We start from the raw sequence: 16,937 nt of genomic DNA on the forward strand, positions 1-16,937 counted from the left end.
AATCTAATTTGGGCTAGCTATATATTCTTTCTACCATCCTCCAATCACTTCACTTTGCAGCAAGTTTACTGGAGCTTTTAAAGAATAGAAGAATAGTTAAGTACATTAATACGCTTTTTCTAGTACTCTGCTTTTCTTCTTAAATACATTGATCTTTTTTCTACCGTATTTAGCCTTTAACGTACTTGGCCTTTTAAAGATCTTTTTGCTGTTACGTTTTTGAGATTGCATACTACAATCAAAATTTGGCTCTCCTTCTTTATCTGCTAGTGCAGGCAGTCTTCTCTTATCTTGAGGTGTAACAAAAGATAATGCAAATCCTTCAGCTCCCGCACGTGCAGTTCTACCTATACGATGAACATAATCAGCTTGCGATTGTGGTACATCATAATTGATAACATGTTGAATGTGCGGAATATCAAGACCGCGAGAAGCAACATCTGTTGCAACCATGATTTGATTGCGGCCACGACGAAAAGAATCAATGACTCTTTCACGCTTGTGCTGCCTTAAATCACCATGAATTGCCAAAGCGCTATAGTCATCTTTGTGCAATTTGTCAGCTAGCTGATCCGCTCCTCGCTTTGTTTTGACAAAAATAATGATTGATCCTTTGCGCTGACATAATTGTGTAACAAGCTTGCCATATTTTTCTGACTCTGATGCATAAACAACTTCTTGTTTAATTTTTACAGAAGTTGTAGCCTGGCAATCGACAGAAACACGCTCTGGTTGATTAAGATATTTTTCAGTAAGTTTTACTATTTCTCCAGGAAGAGTTGCAGAAAACATAAGAGTTTGCCTTATTTTAGGCAAATGCTTCATAATTTCTTCAATCTGAATTCCAAAGCCCATATCAAACATACGATCCGTCTCATCAAGCACAAGAATACCAACATTCCGAGTAACTAAAGTTTTACGCTCAATATGGTCTATAATACGACCAGGAGTACCTATTATAATTTGTGGTTTTTTCTGAAGCTGATTTAGCTGCCTAAAAATAGGCTCGCCTCCGATCAACAAAGCAACTCTTAGTAAAGAACTTTGAGATAAGAGTTTTCTTATCTCACTTGTTACCTGATGAGCAAGCTCTCTGGTTGGCACGATGACTAAAGCTGAACCAATGCTTGGCTCATTCATCAATTTAGCAACCAGTGGAATAGCAAACGCTAAGGTTTTTCCAGTTCCCGTTTGAGCAGACCCAAGAATATCTTTGCCCTGAAGAGCTAGAGGAATCGCTTGCACCTGAATCGGGGTTGGAACACAAAGATTATTTTTACTTAGAGCTTGCCTAAGCAAAGTTGGAAGCCCCATTTCATGAAAATTACTCACAATACATTACCCTATTAAAAAGCTTCACGATAGACTAATCTTCCAATCTTAAATTTATTGCAGACTTTTTATCTTCTCCGTTCCTACCACGCTCTTCTTTAAGCTCATAACTTACTCTTTCCCCTTTCATTCCTCTCTTTTTATCCTCTCCTCGAAGTTCATCAGGTCTTATTCCTGAACGTTCTAATGTACTAACATGTACAAAAACGTCCTCACCTTTACCTTCTGGCTTGATGAAACCATAGCCTTTTTCAACATTAAACCATTTTATATTACCAAATTCCATATGGATAACTCCTAAACTACTAACTAACATTATTAATGTGATGAAAAACTTTGAAATTACGATTTAGAATGCTTTAAGCTTAGTTACTGCAACTAAACTTCTATACTCCATAGTCTATTCTTAACATTACATAGTAATAGTACACAATTATTGTACTTAATGCAACTAAAATTTTTAATCACTAAGTGAACCTGCTACTGTCATTTCGCTAACTTTAATCGTTGGTGAATTAAACTGCCCACAGAAAGTTAGGTCATTTGCAACAACTAAATTGCTAAACATATTTTTCAAATTGTCGGCAACAGTAATCTCGTGTATTGGATACGTTATTTTACCATTTTCTATAAAAAATCCGCATGCACCTTGACTATAATCGCCATTGATTAAATTAACACCAAAACCAAATAAATCAGTTACATATATTCCTTCTTTTACTTCCTCAATTAATTCCTTAAACGATCTATTACCATTTTTGAAATAGAAATTACTAGCTGAAGGAATAATTGCAGCATTACTTGCACGAGTTGCATTTGCGGTCGTTTCCAAGTTTAATTTCCTAGCCGAATATAGATCTAAAATCCAGTTTTGCAGTACTCCATTTTTTACAAATTCATTTCTTCTACTCATTATTCCTTCCCCGTCAAACGGTCTTGATGTTATACCCCTTGGTAACAATGGGTCATCAATAATGCTAATCTCAGTATTAAAAATTTGATTATTTAAACTATTTCTCAAAAAAGAGCTATTATTTACAATATTGCTACCATTTATGGCAGAAGCAAAGCTCTTTACTAGCTCTTTTGCTGCTCTTTTTTCAAAAACAACCGGAAATTTGCCTGTCCTGATTGTACATGAACCCAATTGATCTATTGCTCTTTTTGCTGCTTCTTTCCCTATTGACTCCGGTGTTTTTAAATCACTGAAGTTGCATGCTACATCGTAATCGTAGCCTATTTTCATTTCATTCTTTTCTCCAGCAACAACAGAAACCTGATTAACAAAAGTTGACTTACTAAATGAACCAACAAAACCAGAAACGGTTGATAATACTGTATTTACTGAAGTATGTGAAGATGAAGCTCCTTCGGAATTAATAATATTTTTATGTGCAAGAGCTGAATTTTCTGTAGCTTCAGTAATTTCTTTTAAGTTATCAATTGTTACAACATTATTATCTGAGATATTTAAATCTGCAGAAGAGATATAATTACTGCCATCTACAGCAAAACTAATATAAGGATCTTCCTGGGCATTCTTTGCCATTTCCACCACTTGGCTCACTGCACTACTAAGATTATTCAAATCGTTTGTGGAAATATACGCAGCTTTGTTCTTACCTGCTATAGCTCTAATTCCGACAGTACAGTTTTTAGATTGTGATATTTGTTCAATTTTTGATAGACGCTGAGAAACCGAGGTCTTATTAGTTTCATATATTGTAACTTCTGCGTCTTGATTCTGCTTTTTTATTAGTTTAGTGATATCTGCTGCAATATTTAATATATTCATTTTTCATTCCTTGAGTTTCTATAAAGATTCTGCACCACCTATAACTTCAATCAAATCAGTTGTAATTGCTGCTTGACGAGAACGATTATAAAGTAATGCTAGTTTATTTAGCATTTCTTTTGTATTTCTGTTTGCTGATTCCATAGCAACCATCCTAGCACTATTTTCACTTGCTGCACTTTCAAGTAAAGCAGAATAAAGAGAAGCTGTAACATAATCTTGAGTCAAAGATTTTAAAATAAACTCAATATTTTGTGGTTCATACTCATAGCTGTAATCTGTTAGAGGACTAACTACAGAATTATCAATTAATAATGAGTCTTTACTCCATGGTTTTATTGTTTCTAATATTGGCTTTTGCATGAAGGTATTATAGAATTTACTGTAAAAAACCTTAACTTTATTGTATTTACTTAGATCTATATCACTAACCAAGGCTTCCACACGCTTTAGTGTGATTCCCTTACTATTTTCAACCTTCAAGATATTTTTAGAATTAAATCTATTTTTGCCTGTCTCAAAAGCTTTCTTACCAAAAAAAACAATGTCTACTTTCTTATCATTTGCAATTAATTTGTTTATATGCTCCTGACTAAATTTAACAACAGAGGAGTTGAAGCTGCCACATAAACCACGATCAGATGCAATAATAAATACTAGGAAAGAATCTTCATTATTGATATTTAGAATTCTTGCTAGTAACTCTTGATCCGCTGATAGCGCTAGTGAAGAAATAATGCTATGCAGCTTAGATATATGCAATTTTGAATTTGATAATTTCTTTTGGCTTTGTAATAATTTTGCTGCAGAAACCATTTGCATTATTTTCGTGATTTTCTGCACAGACTTAATATTTTTAATTCTTAAGGATAATTCCTTTAAGCTCTTCATTTTATATATAATTCTAATTTATTAAAATATATAACTGGTAATGTCTAAAAACAAGTTTTTTTGACATTGGAATCAAACCTAACTAAGAAACTCACAGATTTACTGTTTTGAGATAAAGATTATATTAAAGCAATCTCGATGTAAAAGTATCACACCTTATGGAGTCTTATAATATAAGGTAAATACAATTAAGACTATTGCAACTTGAGCACTTATAATCCCATTGCTTTAGCTCTTTATTACAATCAACACATTTCCAACCTGGATCAGGCACAGCTTCTGAGTTCATCTTATTTAGCCAGTAAATTGCTTGATCATACTCTTGTAGCATAATCTTGAGCTGTACCATAACAAGGTAGATTGATATGTAATTAGCTTTTTTCATAGCAATATCTAAATGCTGACTTGCAAGATCATATTTCCCTAAGCTAATTGAAGACAAAGCAAGCAAGCAATAACTAAAATAATAATCAGGGCGTAAGTTATATAGTCTTTCAGCGCCTTTATTATTTAACTTGATATACATTCTAGCTGATTGAGGAGTAGGATTTACTCTATACTCTTCCTCTAATACTGTGGAAGCTTTTCTGATTTTTTCAAGCTTGATATATAATTCTGCCTTTAAATAATTGATGGGCTGAAAAGTTGCATAATAACTTTGTGCTTTAGCTAAATAATCTATAGCTTTGCAAAAACTTCCTTTACTTTCGTATTGCTTTGCTAAAGCGCAATAAAAAACCGCTAACATCTTTTTACGATCAAAGGGAAGAAAAATATTGAATTTGATAGCTTCCTTTAACTTTGAAATTGCATTTATCCAATCTTCTTGCAATATACAATGCTCTATTTGAAAGGGAATAGACAAAATTTTATCATTAATTGAACTAGAGCAATATTCTATAAATTTTTGAAAGACTAACCTTTCTTGCTTTAGGTGAATAATCAGTTTATTGATCAGAAGTAGAGCTAAGTTGCGATTTTTACTTGCAATACTCGTTAAATTATGGCTGAAAAAGCTGTAATTTCCCGTTTTACCTGAATTAAAGAGCTTTACTAAAGATAATTTATCACTTTCTTCATTTAGATTTTTAATTAGCTTATTGGTGTTCTCTATATTACCTAAATCTAAGCTAAAGAAAGCTTCAAAGAGAAGCAATTCTTCCCTACTTCTTCTTCTATTTTTTATGTTAGCAAATGTTGATGAAATAGAAGAACAAAAACGTGCAACTGCAATCAATAAAAATAATAAGACTACGCAAGCAAGAATAACGAAATATAGATCAATACTTATAGTGTAATTGCCTAATTCCAATTTTATTACTTCACCACTTACCTTGATCCATATGCCAAATAAAAACGAAAAAGCAAAAATTATAAAATAAATCATGAGATGTATTGTAATAAGTGACGATATATTATTGAAGTATTCTTGAAAGCTACAATAAAATCATTCAATTTATTAAGCCATGGTTTGAATTCTGGGTATGTTAAGTCACTTATTGCGGTGGCTATGCTCTGCCAATCATTATCGCTTATTAATTCTTCAATTTCCGCAAGCTTTAACCTGAGTGGATCACTACGATCATCTATCTTGATCCAATTTGAAATGATTTTTTTAAACAAGTTACTTTTATTGTAGTTAATAACAGTCATGTTCTTCTCAAAAGACAATTTCAACCCGCATAAAGTATCTACCTCTTTCAAATTTTCCAATTCATTGACTGCATTTTCTATTTCTGGATCGTCAAGCTCTGATATCAAAGGCTTTATTGAATTTATATGATTATCAAACTTGGCTTCTTGCAATAACGAATTCTTCATCTTAATCACAAGTAGCAGCAACTTTGCGAGGTTCTTATGTCTTGAACTACCGTCACCTTGCTCACATTGAGTGAGCAGATTTCTCTTTAAATCAAATATCTTTTTCTCTACCTTAATTTGATTAACTTCAAGCAACATTTTAAGTTCATCTATCTTTTCCGTTACAATACTTATACTATTTTCACTCTCTTGCTGATTTATTTTAAAAAATATTATGTTATTTATTGTAATATAGCTAACAAACAACAATATAATTAAGAACCAACCTATGCATTTTCTCCAAGTATCATTCATAACGTAATATCTCCACAGGATCTTGAGCAGCTGCTTGTAATGCAGGAGGAATTGTCGCTAAAAATGATAAGAACAATGCAAGTGCAGAAATGTTAATCACATCTTGAGAGACTAATATCACTGGCAAACTTGAAAAAAAGTATATCATAGGATCAAACAGTTTGATGTTGGTAATGTTTTCTAAAAACACTCTAATACTTTCAATATTGAGAGAAAAAACAACCCCTATAATAGAGCCAAGACAAGTTCCTGTAAAACCAATCAGCAATCCACAAGCACAAAATATGCGCATAATGCTTCCGCTTGTTGCACCAAACGTACGCATAATTGCAATTGCAGATTTCTTTTCTTGCACTATCATCATCAAATTTGAAACAATATTAAATGCTGCTACAACTATAATTAAAGTGAGAATTAAAAACATCACATTTCTTTCAGTCTTTAAAGCATTAACATAATGGCTTTGCTGAGACTGCCAACTTTCAGCTCTCATTCCTGTTTCTTTTGCTATAGCGTTTGCTAGCTTATTAGCCATAGCAATATCATCTACAAACACTTCTATATTTCTCACATTATCTTTATAATTAAAAAAAGCTTTAGCTGACTTTATGGGCATATACATTAAGGTATTGTCGTACTCAAACATACCCATATCAAATATTGCTACAACTTTATATTCTTTCATTTTTGGTATTTCACCAGACAGTGCATCAAATCCTTCAGGTGATATAAGCATAATGTTATCACCATAATCAATATTCAAAGCTTCTGCTAATCTTGCCCCTATTATGATACCTTCATCGAATTTTTCCACGTTACCCATAATTACATTATTCTTAACGATAGTATTATTAAGTAAGTCTTTAGTTGACACACCACGGACTACGCTACCCACAATTCCACTATTTGCTGCAACGATCACTTGATCATTGGTCATAGAAGTAGCTTTTAATACACCTGGGATTTTCTCAATAGATTTTAACACTGCGTGGTAATCTGAATTTATGCTTCTATCAAAGTAAACATTAATATGACCATTAATGCCAAGTACAGAGTCGAGCAGCTTTGCTCTGAACCCATTCATTACAGACATTACTACTATTAGCGTTGCAACTCCAAGAGCAATACCAATAATAGAAAACAAGGCCATTATAGAGCAAAATCTAGAATTCTTTGCTCGCAAATAGCGAATAGCCATAGTAAATTCAAAGGCAATAGACATTATACTAAGATTTAAATATCATACTTTTTATGCTTCATATAACTGTAATTTTTCCTTTACCTCAAATGAGGTTGTCTAAATTTAGCAAGCTTATAGAATATATTCAATGTTCTATATTAAGACCTTCCATATATATCGTCCAATCTTACTATATCATTATCAGATAAAAACTTTCCTACCTGAAACTCAACTATCTCAAGAGGAAATCTTGTACTTTTATTCTCAATTTTATGAAACACCTTCCTTGGAATCTCTACTACATGATTTTTTGTTATAGCATATGTTTTGTCATCTAAACTCACGCATCCAACCCCTGATAGTATTATATGGTACTCATCTCTATAGTGGTGAAATTGCTTAGAAGTGCAGCTCAGTGGATTTATAAAAAGGTATTTTATAAGAAAATCCTTGCCCATTAAAACTACACTATAAAATCCCCATGGCTTAACCTCTTTCCTTATTGGCTTTACTTCCTTAACTTTATTAATGAACAACATTAGGCTCTTACTTGGCCGTTTATAAACTCTACCTAGTAAATTTTTTGCATCATTTTCTGTCATCAAAACTGGCTCTCTTCCTTTGATTACAGCTTGAAACGACTCAAAATTCTTATTAAATCTCTTACTTAACTCTAAAACTGAACCCCAAGTGCCAACATCCATCCAATCGAAATTGGCTTCTATCATTACAATATTTTCTGCTTTTTCTATCACTAGGTGATCAATAGATGTATCACCCATTCCTGCACAATTTTGCTGTTCTAAATACAGAAATCTCTCTCGTGATACAAAATGCTTCATACTTTCACAACATAAATTATAGAGAGTCGGAGCAATTTTTTTTATCTCATCTATATAGCGTTTTGCTCTAAACACAAATATTCCAGAGTTCCAATAATGATCGTTACTTACCTTACGCTCGGGTTTTTCTGTAAAATCTTTTACTATATGACATTTTTCTTTCTGACCATATACTGCATTTATATAGCCGTATTCAGAATTGAATTCATGAGGCTTTACCCCAAAAGTGACTATAGAGTCAGTTTCAGAGGCTAGCTTAGACGCTTTCTCAATAGAAACATAAAAACTATTCAAATCACCTATAAAATGGTCTGAAGGCAGAACTAAGATTGTCTCGTTCCTATCGCAGAGAAGCACAGCAATTAGTATTGCTGCCGCTGTCCCAATTTTAACTGGTTCAAAAACTACTTTACATTCCTGTAATGCATGTAATTCCTGCATCAATAATGACTCATATTGTATATTTGTGGTAATGATGGGTGGCATATAATCGCCTTTTAGCCTCAACAAAGTGTTGTGAAACATAGTATTCTGACTAAATATTTTCTGAAATTGCTTTGGCTTAGATAGAGGCCAAAGTCTGCTGCCACTACCACCACACAGTATTACAGGGCGCATTTAATTAAGATATTAATTATTTGATTAATATCTTATACTAACGGCAAAATGCATGCAAGTTTTTATTGTGAGATGATTAAAGTAAAAAGTAATTTAAAGTGATGGTTGACTACGAGCATTATGGAATCCCTACATTTCGTGATGAGTCTTGTCTTCTTTCTATCTCTCTATCAATATGAGGAGTGCTGCTTTTTTGATTAACGGCTGCAGCTATTTTTTTATCAGTTTTGTTTTGCGGCTTCTCCTTTAAGCTTTCTCCAACACCTGGTTCTCTGGATTTATCTATACTTTCACTACTTTTATTCAGCGCCTTTTCCAAGTCTCTTTCAATACCTAGACTTCTAGCGTCAAGCTCATCCCATGTGCCCACTATACTGAGTGGCTTATGATCCTTCTGCTCCGGCTTTAGCCCTTCTTCACCTTTAATAATATTAAAGTCACTTTTTGCCTCTTTCCAACATTCTTTCAATTGGTGTTTCGACATAGTAAGATAAGCATTACCATACTTTTTCTCATTTTCTACAAATAATAAAATTGGAACCTTAAGTATTGTAGCTCCCATATTTACTAAATTTTTTACTACCACTGCAGGAGTGAAAAAAAGATAACCAAAAGATTTTGCAACTCGATTTTTTCTAGCTATCAAATTCTCTCCTAATTTCATAGGAATAAAAGTCAGCATTCTAGCACAAATCTTAGCTAAACCCGCAACAAAAACAATAGGAACAGATATCAGACTTTTATCTAGCTCTAGATTACCATCCTGATCTCTAATTTCTGAAAAATGGGTGCTTAGCTTCTTGTAATCACTAGCGTATAGTAATTTTCCATTTCTTCCTTTTTCATCTCTATCTTTCTCATCAACTTCTCCCGTGTCATCATTGATGAAGCAGCCTTTTTTAGCAAGAAAAGAGGAATTAGTTAGCTCAAACTTATCATCTTTTTCCCGAGCTTCAAAAATTGGAATATGTTTTTCAAGATCAATTTTTGAAAACCCAAATGGTTTATAGTAGCCATCATAATGCTTAACATCCTTGTTTTTTTCCCGATTAACTAAAAAGTCAATGGTAAAATAGGACCTATCATCCGTTTTCTCGACAAGAGCTAATTCAAAAGTTTTCTTGTCATACAAAAGTTTATATATAGTCTCACCATTACTATTCTTACTTTCTACAACTTTCCCAGATTTCACAATCTGATCGTAATTCTTTGGATATTTGCATTTTCTTCCATCTGTATATGTCATTACCTTCCTAAGATCCTTGACATAAATTTGAGATTCAGATGAAGCAAATAAACCTTTTGCTTTAAGCGTAAAGTCTGCTACTCCTTTTTTTAACACTCCAAACATGTTGTCAAACCAAAATCACTATAGCTCAATAATAAAATTAGTAAACTAATAATATACTAACACAGAACTAACAATTTTACAAGAAAATATGCCTATAAAAGAAAAAAGTCGTAAAAGCAAGGACTATATAAGTAATGCTTGATAAGTATTTTATGCATGTAATTGTAAAAATCCTTAGAAGTACGCTGTCTATATAATCTTCACACACTACCTGCATTCCAAGAACTGCATGCCAAAAAATGCAAAACACCAGTATAACAAAAAACAAAAGCTCTAGTGGATGATTAATAGCCTGAAATAATTTTTCATTAAAAGATAAAGGGCTATCAACATAAAATGTGCAAGAAAATGAGTAAATAAACCAAGGAAATAAAAATAACAAAATCACCGCAGAAACACGCTGGATCCACCAATGATGTACTGAATTTACAGATTGACTCATATAAATATAAAAGCCATAGTAGAAAGAAATAGCATTATTGTTAGTAATATAGCACTTTTTAAAACACTAGCAATTTCTAAATTAAGCCCAGCATCCCACAATAAATGACGAATACCATTGAGAAAATGATACATAAAGCTTACAAAGCATAAGATATAAGCTAATTTAGCAACAGGAGTGAACAATAATGCATTTAAGCACCTTACTATAATTAACTTAGGGGAGTAAACATATAATATAAAATACCAAGAAAGTATGATTAATAAAAGAAATAGCAAGATACCAGTCAATCTATGCATAATAGAAAAAAAACTAGTAACTTGTACTTTATATATTTGTAAATGTGGGGAAAGAGGCCTGTTACTCATAAAATTTCGTTATCGAGAAATTAAAAAATAAAGTAGAAGTAAAGACAGCAGTATAGTACATAATGACACTATTATTTGAAATGGTGAATTACGTACAAAGCCTAAGGAGGTAATCCAGCTGCAGATTCCCCTACTGCTACCTTGTTACGACTTCACCCCAGTCACTGATCCCACTTTAAATAACTCCTTCCTTGCGGTTAGGCCATTAGCTTCGAGTGAAACCAATTCCCATGGCGTGACGGGCAGTGTGTACAAGACCCGAGAACGTATTCACCGTGGCATGCTGATCCACGATTACTAGCGATTCCAACTTCATGTACTCGAGTTGCAGAGTACAATCCGAACTGAGATGTCTTTTAGGGATTAGCTTAGGCTTGCGCACCTTGCAGCCCATTGTAGACACCATTGTAGCACGTGTGTAGCCCACTCCATAAAGGCCATGATGACTTGACATCATCCCCACCTTCCTCCAGCTTATCACTGGCAGTTTCCTTAAAGTACTCAGCATTACCTGATGGCAACTAAGGATGAGGGTTGCGCTCGTTGCGGGACTTAACCCAACATCTCACGACACGAGCTGACGACAGCCATGCAACACTTGTGTAAAATCCGGCCGAACCGACCCTATCCCTTCGAATAGGTATGATTTTCATGTCAAGAAGTGGTAAGGTTTTTCGCGTTGCATCGAATTAAACCACATGCTCCACCGCTTGTGCGGGTCCCCGTCAATTCCTTTGAGTTTTAATCTTGCGACCGTAGTCCCCAGGCGGAATGTTTAACGCGTTAGCTGTAATACAGAAAGTAAACTCCCCATATTTAACATTCATCGTTTACAGCGTGGACTACCAGGGTATCTAATCCTGTTTGCTCCCCACGCCTTCGCGCTTCAGCGTCAGATTTGAACCAGATAGACGCCTTCGCCACTGGTGTTCCTCCTAATATTTACGAATTTTACCTCTACATCAGGAATTCCTCTATCCTCTTTCAATCTCTAGATTAATAGTTTTAAAAGCAATTCCAAGGTTAAGCCTCGGGATTTCACTTTTAACTTATTAACCAGCCTACGCGCCCTTTACGCCCAATAATTCCGAATAACGCTAGCCCTCTCCGTATTACCGCGGCTGCTGGCACGGAGTTAGCCAGGACTTCTTCTGTGAGTACCGTCATTATCTTCCTCACTAAAAGAGCTTTACAACCCAAAGGCCTTCTTCACTCATGCGGCATGGCTGGATCAGGCTTTCGCCCATTGTCCAATATTCCCCACTGCTGCCTCCCGTAGGAGTCTGGACCGTATCTCAGTTCCAGTGTGGCTGATCATCCTCTCAGATCAGCTATAGATCATTACCTTGGTAGGCTATTACCCCACCAACTAGCTAATCTAATATAGGCTCATCTAATAGCAATAAATTTTTCCCCCGTAGGGCGTATACGGTATTAGTTGTCGTTTCCAACAATTATTCCGTACTACTAGGTAGATTCCTATACATTACTCACCCGTCTGCCACTAAGTTATACCATAGCAAGCTACAATATAACTCCGTTCGACTTGCATGTGTTAGGCCTGCCGCCAGCGTTCATTCTGAGCCAGGATCAAACTCTCAAATTTAGACTTCAACCTATAAAAGGTTGAGGGTACATCGGATAAATCCGACAAAAAATAATTTAGCTTAATACTGCTGTCTTTATTTCTACTTTAGAAATATTTTAATCTCCAACTATTCAAACAACTTTAAGGATATTATTATGTGATATAATCACTATGTCAATATGTTTTTGCAAATCAAAAGCATTAATGTATAAATATATAACTATTTGGAATATTAACATGAAAAAATACATCTTTCTGCTTACACTTGCGCCAATGTTAGTTGGCATCACATTATACTTATTGCGCAACATTGATAACACAAAACAATCTATAACTGCAGGTGACAAGTTTTACGAAGTATTATTCTTAAAAAAAGATAATAAGTCGCTGCTAGAAGAAATAGATTCACATTGGGAGTATTTAGCAAATTTTGAACGCGCATTCAATCATATCTCAGATTCAATGCCAACAGACACAGCATCTATTATTTATAATGATTTGGCAGACGATAAAGATGCTCCTGATGTTTTACGTGAGTTAGCACAATACTTAGAAGTAATGAGCTTACTTCACTCCAGCGGTGAAAAAACAAATAAAGATAAAATTAGTAATTTAGAATCAAATGCAGTGTACCCTTATTCAAGCCAAGAAGCTATCGCTATAGTAAAGATACACAGTAACGACATTAAAGGTGCAATTGAAATATTGCATTCATTATTAAATGATAGAGAATGTCCGACTCTAATCAAGGCCAATGCACAAGAATTACTTCGGATATACGAAAACTAAAAAACTTGCTTGCATAACAATTTGGCAGCGCATCTAATGAAATAAAGAACTTTACTTGACAAACCTCCCTATTTTATTATGGCACTAAAAGTATTTATGACTCAAAATTTGTTTTTGACTGTAGGATCAATCACAAAATCCAGTAAAAACTTAGGTGTTTATTGGTAGATTACATAAAATTATAGCGGTTTTTTAAATTTTTTCTATATTCAGCCAAGTCGCGCTTGTTAGAACATTATTACAGCACCACTTACAGCAATATAGAGTCAAAATTTCACTACTCAGAGGTTCCTTTTACCTTTTTATTTAGTAAGACTTCTCTATATTTATAGTTAATATATCAAAGAATAAACTTCACTAGCAGAATGTCATTCTAGCACTAAAATGACAAAAAGAGGATAAAATCGCAATAGTATGTATCAAGCACCGTTGTATTTTCTCTATATTTTAGATTATTTTGTTTACCCCCCTCCCTTTACCATTCAGCTACGCAGATAGTTACTACAAACCGTAAAGATGTTTAAAAGAAATCTAATTTTTTATCAACTCATACATTTCATTACCAACTTCACAACAAGGTTCTGCAGTTGGATAAAAATAATCAAAAAAGAAATAATCCTTTAGTATTTCTGTGCTGCATCCAGAATTATAGTAAGTATCAAGCCTTCCTTTAAATATCAACAAGAGTATCTTTATACTTTTTCCAAATCACCCTACCCTAAACTGGTCTACGATGTTTGATAGGTATGCATCTCGATCATTTAACCCTTTGCTCTTATATTTACCAAGCATACTTTTCATTTTAGAGTTAAGATCGAATGCTTTTATTTCAAGATCTGCACCTTTCTTCATATAATCTAAATTATTAGCTAATTTTGTATTAAAACTCTGTGTAAGCTGTTGCAGCCAGCTCTCTTGCTTTTCGTCTTTATTAAAGCTAGTATCAAACCAACCTCAGTCACATTTGCAACAATCACATGCTTTACACCATATTCATTTAGAACCAAATGCATTACATATTTCACTAACCGCTTTATTTCAATACTTTTTCTGCTTTAACATTGTTATAAGCAGTGGCACCCATAATATTATTTCCTCGATTATAATGAAAAATAAAATCTCCTTTACCTACGTCTGGATGATGTTTAATTACTGCGTTTAGCTGATTAACTAAACGAAATTTATTGAGGAAATAAGAAAAAATAGGGTTAAGAATTTCAGATGCTGTTGCATATAAAATCGCATAGTTATGACCTTGCTGTTCATAGTATCGATCAAAAAATGAGCATCTCCATGATGACTTAAATTCTTCTAAACCTAAATACTTTGATACATATTCAACAACAGTAAGGCCATTGCTAAAAATCCTCCTTAATAAAAAGGGGCATTAAGTTTCACGTTTCTTACAAAGGATAAGTTATTAAAATTTCAATAATTACACCATTATCAGATAAACTATCACCCAGAACACAAAAATTTTTACACTTTGAATTAGAGTTATTATTTTTATTTGCCATAACATTCAATATCTAATCATACTGCTCTATAAAGCCTATAAAAAAAGAAAAATAGGGTGAAATTATAGAACTTTGGCTGAATTTTACCTATTTTTTGAGCAGCCCTTCTGCCTTAAAAGAAACCTCTAAGTTTTTTAGCACGGCTTGGATGTTTCAACTTACGTAGTGCTTTTGCCTCTATTTGCCTAATTCTTTCACGTGTAACATTAAAAATTTTTCCTACTTCTTCTAAGGTATGCTCCTTTCCATCTTTACCAAGGCCAAAGCGCATCCTTAGAATTCTTTCTTCTTTTGGTGTTAAAGTTGCAAGAACATTGGTCGTAATACCACGCAAGTCGGCAAGTATTGCAGCATCCTCTGGTTTAGAAACTCGCTTATCTTCTATACAATCACCGAAGGTACTACTATCATCCTTTCCTGTTGGAGCTTCAAGACTTACCGGATCTCTTGCTATCTTCATAACTTTGCGTATTCTTTCTAGCGGCATCGCCAATTCTATACTCAATTCCTCTAATGTAGGCTCTCTACCCATTTCATGAGTCATCTTTCTTAATGCTTTGTTGATTTTACTGATAATTTCCACCATATGTACTGGTATTCTAACTACTTTAGACTGTTCAGGTATTGCCCTAGTGATTGATTGTTTTACCCACCAAGTACCATAAGTCGAAAATTTATACCCACGTTTGTAATCAAACTTATCCACAGCCTTCATAAGACCAATATTACCTTCTTGTATCAAATCAAGCAGATCAAGGCCTCTTTTTGAATACTTTTTAGCAATCGAAACCACCAGCCTTAAATTAGCCTTAATCATTTCTTGCTTTGCTTGAGAGACTTCTTGTTCATGTTTCTGTATTCTCTTGATTACCTTCTTAAACTCCTGAACTCTATCTCCTTGTACATAACTCTTAATATTGCTTAAGGCACTAGCTATATACTCATAGCTATCGTTTATAAACCTTAAGAATTTATTTTTTAATTCACCTGTAAAAAGAGATTGATTTTCATTAATCTTGAGAAAACTTATTTCACTAAACTCGTGCTCTAAAAGCACATCATCATAAACATTATAAAAACTTTCTCTATCAATATCGTACTTTCTAGCTTCAGTAATAAGATTAGCTTCTTCAAACGTGATTAGTCTATTTATTTCGTAAAGTTTTTGTGTAATTCTGGTAATAGCAGCATCACTAAACTGAATTTGTAATGCTACAGACCATATTTGATTATATAAATTTTCTAGCTCATTAGAGAAATCTTTAGAATTTTTTTTCAATACCAATGCTTCATTTGTTAAAGCAATGATCTCATCCAATGCCGTGATAACCTTTGGCAATAAATCACTTTCCATTTCAAGAACAGAAATATTTAAGTTAGCTGAACTTATGTCTTCACTCTCATTTCCCTTTTCATCATTACCTTTTTCCTCATCATTAACACAATCTCTAACATCTTCAGCTTCACTTTCTTCTTTGTCTACCATATTGAAATCAGAGTTATAAATTGCATCCAGATTTATAATTTCTCTCAGTAAAAAAGTTCCACCACTTAAATCATCACGCCATGTTTTGATTATTTTGAATGCCACTGATGTTTCAATTATTGCACGTAACATGTTATGCTTTTCAGATTCAATTTTTTTTGCTATCTTAATTTCATCTGCTCGTGACAAAAGCTTTACAGAGCTCATATCCTGTAAATAAATCCTTACTGGATCATCGTTTTGCACTAAAGTTGTAGTAGTATTCAACGATGTCTCATCATCATCAAGCTTATTACCATCATTATTAGAAGGAGCTTCTTCCTCATCTTCACTACTTTCGAGTATGTTAATTCCAGAGTCTTGCAATAAAGCTATAGTATCATCTATAAAATCAGTTGAAAAATTTTCATCTGACAACTTATCATTTATATCATCAAAAGTGATAAAACCGCCCTTTCTTATACTTTTGGTTACAAGATCTTTGATGATCTTTTTCCTATCTTCCGTACCATTAATAGTTGACATCATTACCTTTACAGTTTATAATTTTATTTCTTATTTATCAAATAAACTTACAATTAGCAAGCTTATAGTTTTATTCTTAATTTATAGTTACTTGCTAC

The 16,937-nt window shown here is 33.6% G+C and carries 13 protein-coding genes and 1 rRNA gene; 1 reads left to right on the forward strand and 13 read right to left on the reverse strand.

The window, feature by feature from the left end; genetic code table 11:
* Positions 1-105 precede the first annotated feature (105 nt).
* The 12 genes from AAGE00_RS06660 to AAGE00_RS06715 form a co-directional block, all read right to left on the reverse strand.
* Complete coding sequence (locus AAGE00_RS06660; protein ID WP_012481988.1) at positions 106-1,332, reverse strand: DEAD/DEAH box helicase; 1,227 nt, start codon at positions 1,330-1,332, stop codon at positions 106-108.
* A gap of 34 nt (positions 1,333-1,366) precedes the next feature.
* Positions 1,367-1,618, reverse strand: coding sequence for a cold-shock protein (locus AAGE00_RS06665; RefSeq protein ID WP_007302456.1), 252 nt, complete (start codon positions 1,616-1,618; stop codon positions 1,367-1,369).
* A gap of 174 nt (positions 1,619-1,792) precedes the next feature.
* Positions 1,793-3,127 (reverse strand): TldD/PmbA family protein, encoded by a 1,335-nt coding sequence (locus tag AAGE00_RS06670; protein WP_007302455.1) that lies wholly within the window; start codon positions 3,125-3,127, stop codon positions 1,793-1,795.
* Positions 3,128-3,145: 18 nt separating this feature from the next.
* On the reverse strand, positions 3,146-4,018 hold the full coding sequence (atpG, locus tag AAGE00_RS06675) for an ATP synthase F1 subunit gamma (RefSeq protein WP_007302454.1): 873 nt from the start codon (positions 4,016-4,018) through the stop codon (positions 3,146-3,148).
* Positions 4,019-4,184: 166 nt separating this feature from the next.
* Entirely contained in the window at positions 4,185-5,405 is a 1,221-nt protein-coding gene (locus AAGE00_RS06680; protein ID WP_019236883.1) for a tetratricopeptide repeat protein, read from the reverse strand.
* Positions 5,402-6,133, reverse strand: a complete 732-nt coding sequence (locus tag AAGE00_RS06685; RefSeq protein ID WP_341815227.1) for a hypothetical protein — start codon at positions 6,131-6,133, stop codon at positions 5,402-5,404. Before AAGE00_RS06685 ends, AAGE00_RS06680 begins: the two co-directional genes overlap by 4 nt.
* Positions 6,126-7,355 carry a lipoprotein-releasing ABC transporter permease subunit gene (locus AAGE00_RS06690; RefSeq protein ID WP_007302450.1) on the reverse strand — a complete coding sequence of 410 codons (1,230 nt, stop codon included), beginning with the start codon at positions 7,353-7,355 and terminating at the stop codon, positions 6,126-6,128. The genes AAGE00_RS06685 and AAGE00_RS06690 overlap by 8 nt, the downstream gene beginning before the upstream one ends.
* 116 nt (positions 7,356-7,471) lie before the next feature.
* The gene (locus tag AAGE00_RS06695) at positions 7,472-8,773 is read right to left on the reverse strand and encodes a sugar phosphate nucleotidyltransferase (protein ID WP_012481987.1); all 1,302 of its coding nucleotides are present in this window, start codon (positions 8,771-8,773) and stop codon (positions 7,472-7,474) included.
* Between the two features lie 118 nt (positions 8,774-8,891).
* Entirely contained in the window at positions 8,892-10,124 is a 1,233-nt protein-coding gene (locus tag AAGE00_RS06700) for a hypothetical protein (RefSeq protein ID WP_007302448.1), read from the reverse strand.
* 76 nt (positions 10,125-10,200) lie between these two features.
* Positions 10,201-10,566, reverse strand: a complete 366-nt coding sequence (sdhD, locus tag AAGE00_RS06705) for a succinate dehydrogenase, hydrophobic membrane anchor protein (protein WP_012481986.1) — start codon at positions 10,564-10,566, stop codon at positions 10,201-10,203.
* Complete coding sequence (gene sdhC, locus AAGE00_RS06710; protein WP_012481985.1) at positions 10,563-10,934, reverse strand: succinate dehydrogenase, cytochrome b556 subunit; 372 nt, start codon at positions 10,932-10,934, stop codon at positions 10,563-10,565. The genes sdhD and sdhC overlap by 4 nt, the downstream gene beginning before the upstream one ends.
* Positions 10,935-11,036: 102 nt before the next feature.
* Positions 11,037-12,540 (reverse strand): 16S ribosomal RNA (locus tag AAGE00_RS06715).
* Between the two features lie 153 nt (positions 12,541-12,693).
* On the opposite strand from AAGE00_RS06715, the gene AAGE00_RS06720 reads away from it, so the two are divergent.
* Positions 12,694-13,311, forward strand: a complete 618-nt coding sequence (locus AAGE00_RS06720) for a hypothetical protein (protein WP_213863895.1) — start codon at positions 12,694-12,696, stop codon at positions 13,309-13,311.
* A gap of 1,629 nt (positions 13,312-14,940) precedes the next feature.
* On the opposite strand, the gene rpoD is transcribed toward AAGE00_RS06720, so the two are convergent.
* Positions 14,941-16,839, reverse strand: coding sequence for an RNA polymerase sigma factor RpoD (gene rpoD / locus AAGE00_RS06725; RefSeq protein WP_007302441.1), 1,899 nt, complete (start codon positions 16,837-16,839; stop codon positions 14,941-14,943).
* Positions 16,840-16,937: the final 98 nt, after the last annotated feature.

This window comes from Wolbachia endosymbiont (group B) of Aricia artaxerxes (assembly GCF_964026975.1).
Classification (GTDB): domain Bacteria; phylum Pseudomonadota; class Alphaproteobacteria; order Rickettsiales; family Anaplasmataceae; genus Wolbachia.

What these genes read in the sequence shown, in the direction of transcription:
- AAGE00_RS06700 (WP_007302448.1), bottom strand. Translation starts at nt 10,124, where the DNA reads ATGTTTGGAGTGTTAAAAAAAGGAGTAGCAGACTTTACGCTTAAAGCA.
- atpG (WP_007302454.1), bottom strand. Translation starts at nt 4,018, where the DNA reads ATGAAGAGCTTAAAGGAATTATCCTTAAGAATTAAAAATATTAAGTCT.
- rpoD (WP_007302441.1), bottom strand. Translation starts at nt 16,839, where the DNA reads ATGTCAACTATTAATGGTACGGAAGATAGGAAAAAGATCATCAAAGAT.
- AAGE00_RS06685 (WP_341815227.1), bottom strand. Translation starts at nt 6,133, where the DNA reads ATGAATGATACTTGGAGAAAATGCATAGGTTGGTTCTTAATTATATTG.
- AAGE00_RS06695 (WP_012481987.1), bottom strand. Translation starts at nt 8,773, where the DNA reads ATGCGCCCTGTAATACTGTGTGGTGGTAGTGGCAGCAGACTTTGGCCT.
- sdhC (WP_012481985.1), bottom strand. Translation starts at nt 10,934, where the DNA reads ATGAGTAACAGGCCTCTTTCCCCACATTTACAAATATATAAAGTACAA.
- AAGE00_RS06665 (WP_007302456.1), bottom strand. Translation starts at nt 1,618, where the DNA reads ATGGAATTTGGTAATATAAAATGGTTTAATGTTGAAAAAGGCTATGGT.
- AAGE00_RS06690 (WP_007302450.1), bottom strand. Translation starts at nt 7,355, where the DNA reads ATGTCTATTGCCTTTGAATTTACTATGGCTATTCGCTATTTGCGAGCA.
- AAGE00_RS06720 (WP_213863895.1), top strand. Translation starts at nt 12,694, where the DNA reads ATGTCAATATGTTTTTGCAAATCAAAAGCATTAATGTATAAATATATA.
- sdhD (WP_012481986.1), bottom strand. Translation starts at nt 10,566, where the DNA reads ATGAGTCAATCTGTAAATTCAGTACATCATTGGTGGATCCAGCGTGTT.
- AAGE00_RS06670 (WP_007302455.1), bottom strand. Translation starts at nt 3,127, where the DNA reads ATGAATATATTAAATATTGCAGCAGATATCACTAAACTAATAAAAAAG.
- AAGE00_RS06680 (WP_019236883.1), bottom strand. Translation starts at nt 5,405, where the DNA reads ATGATTTATTTTATAATTTTTGCTTTTTCGTTTTTATTTGGCATATGG.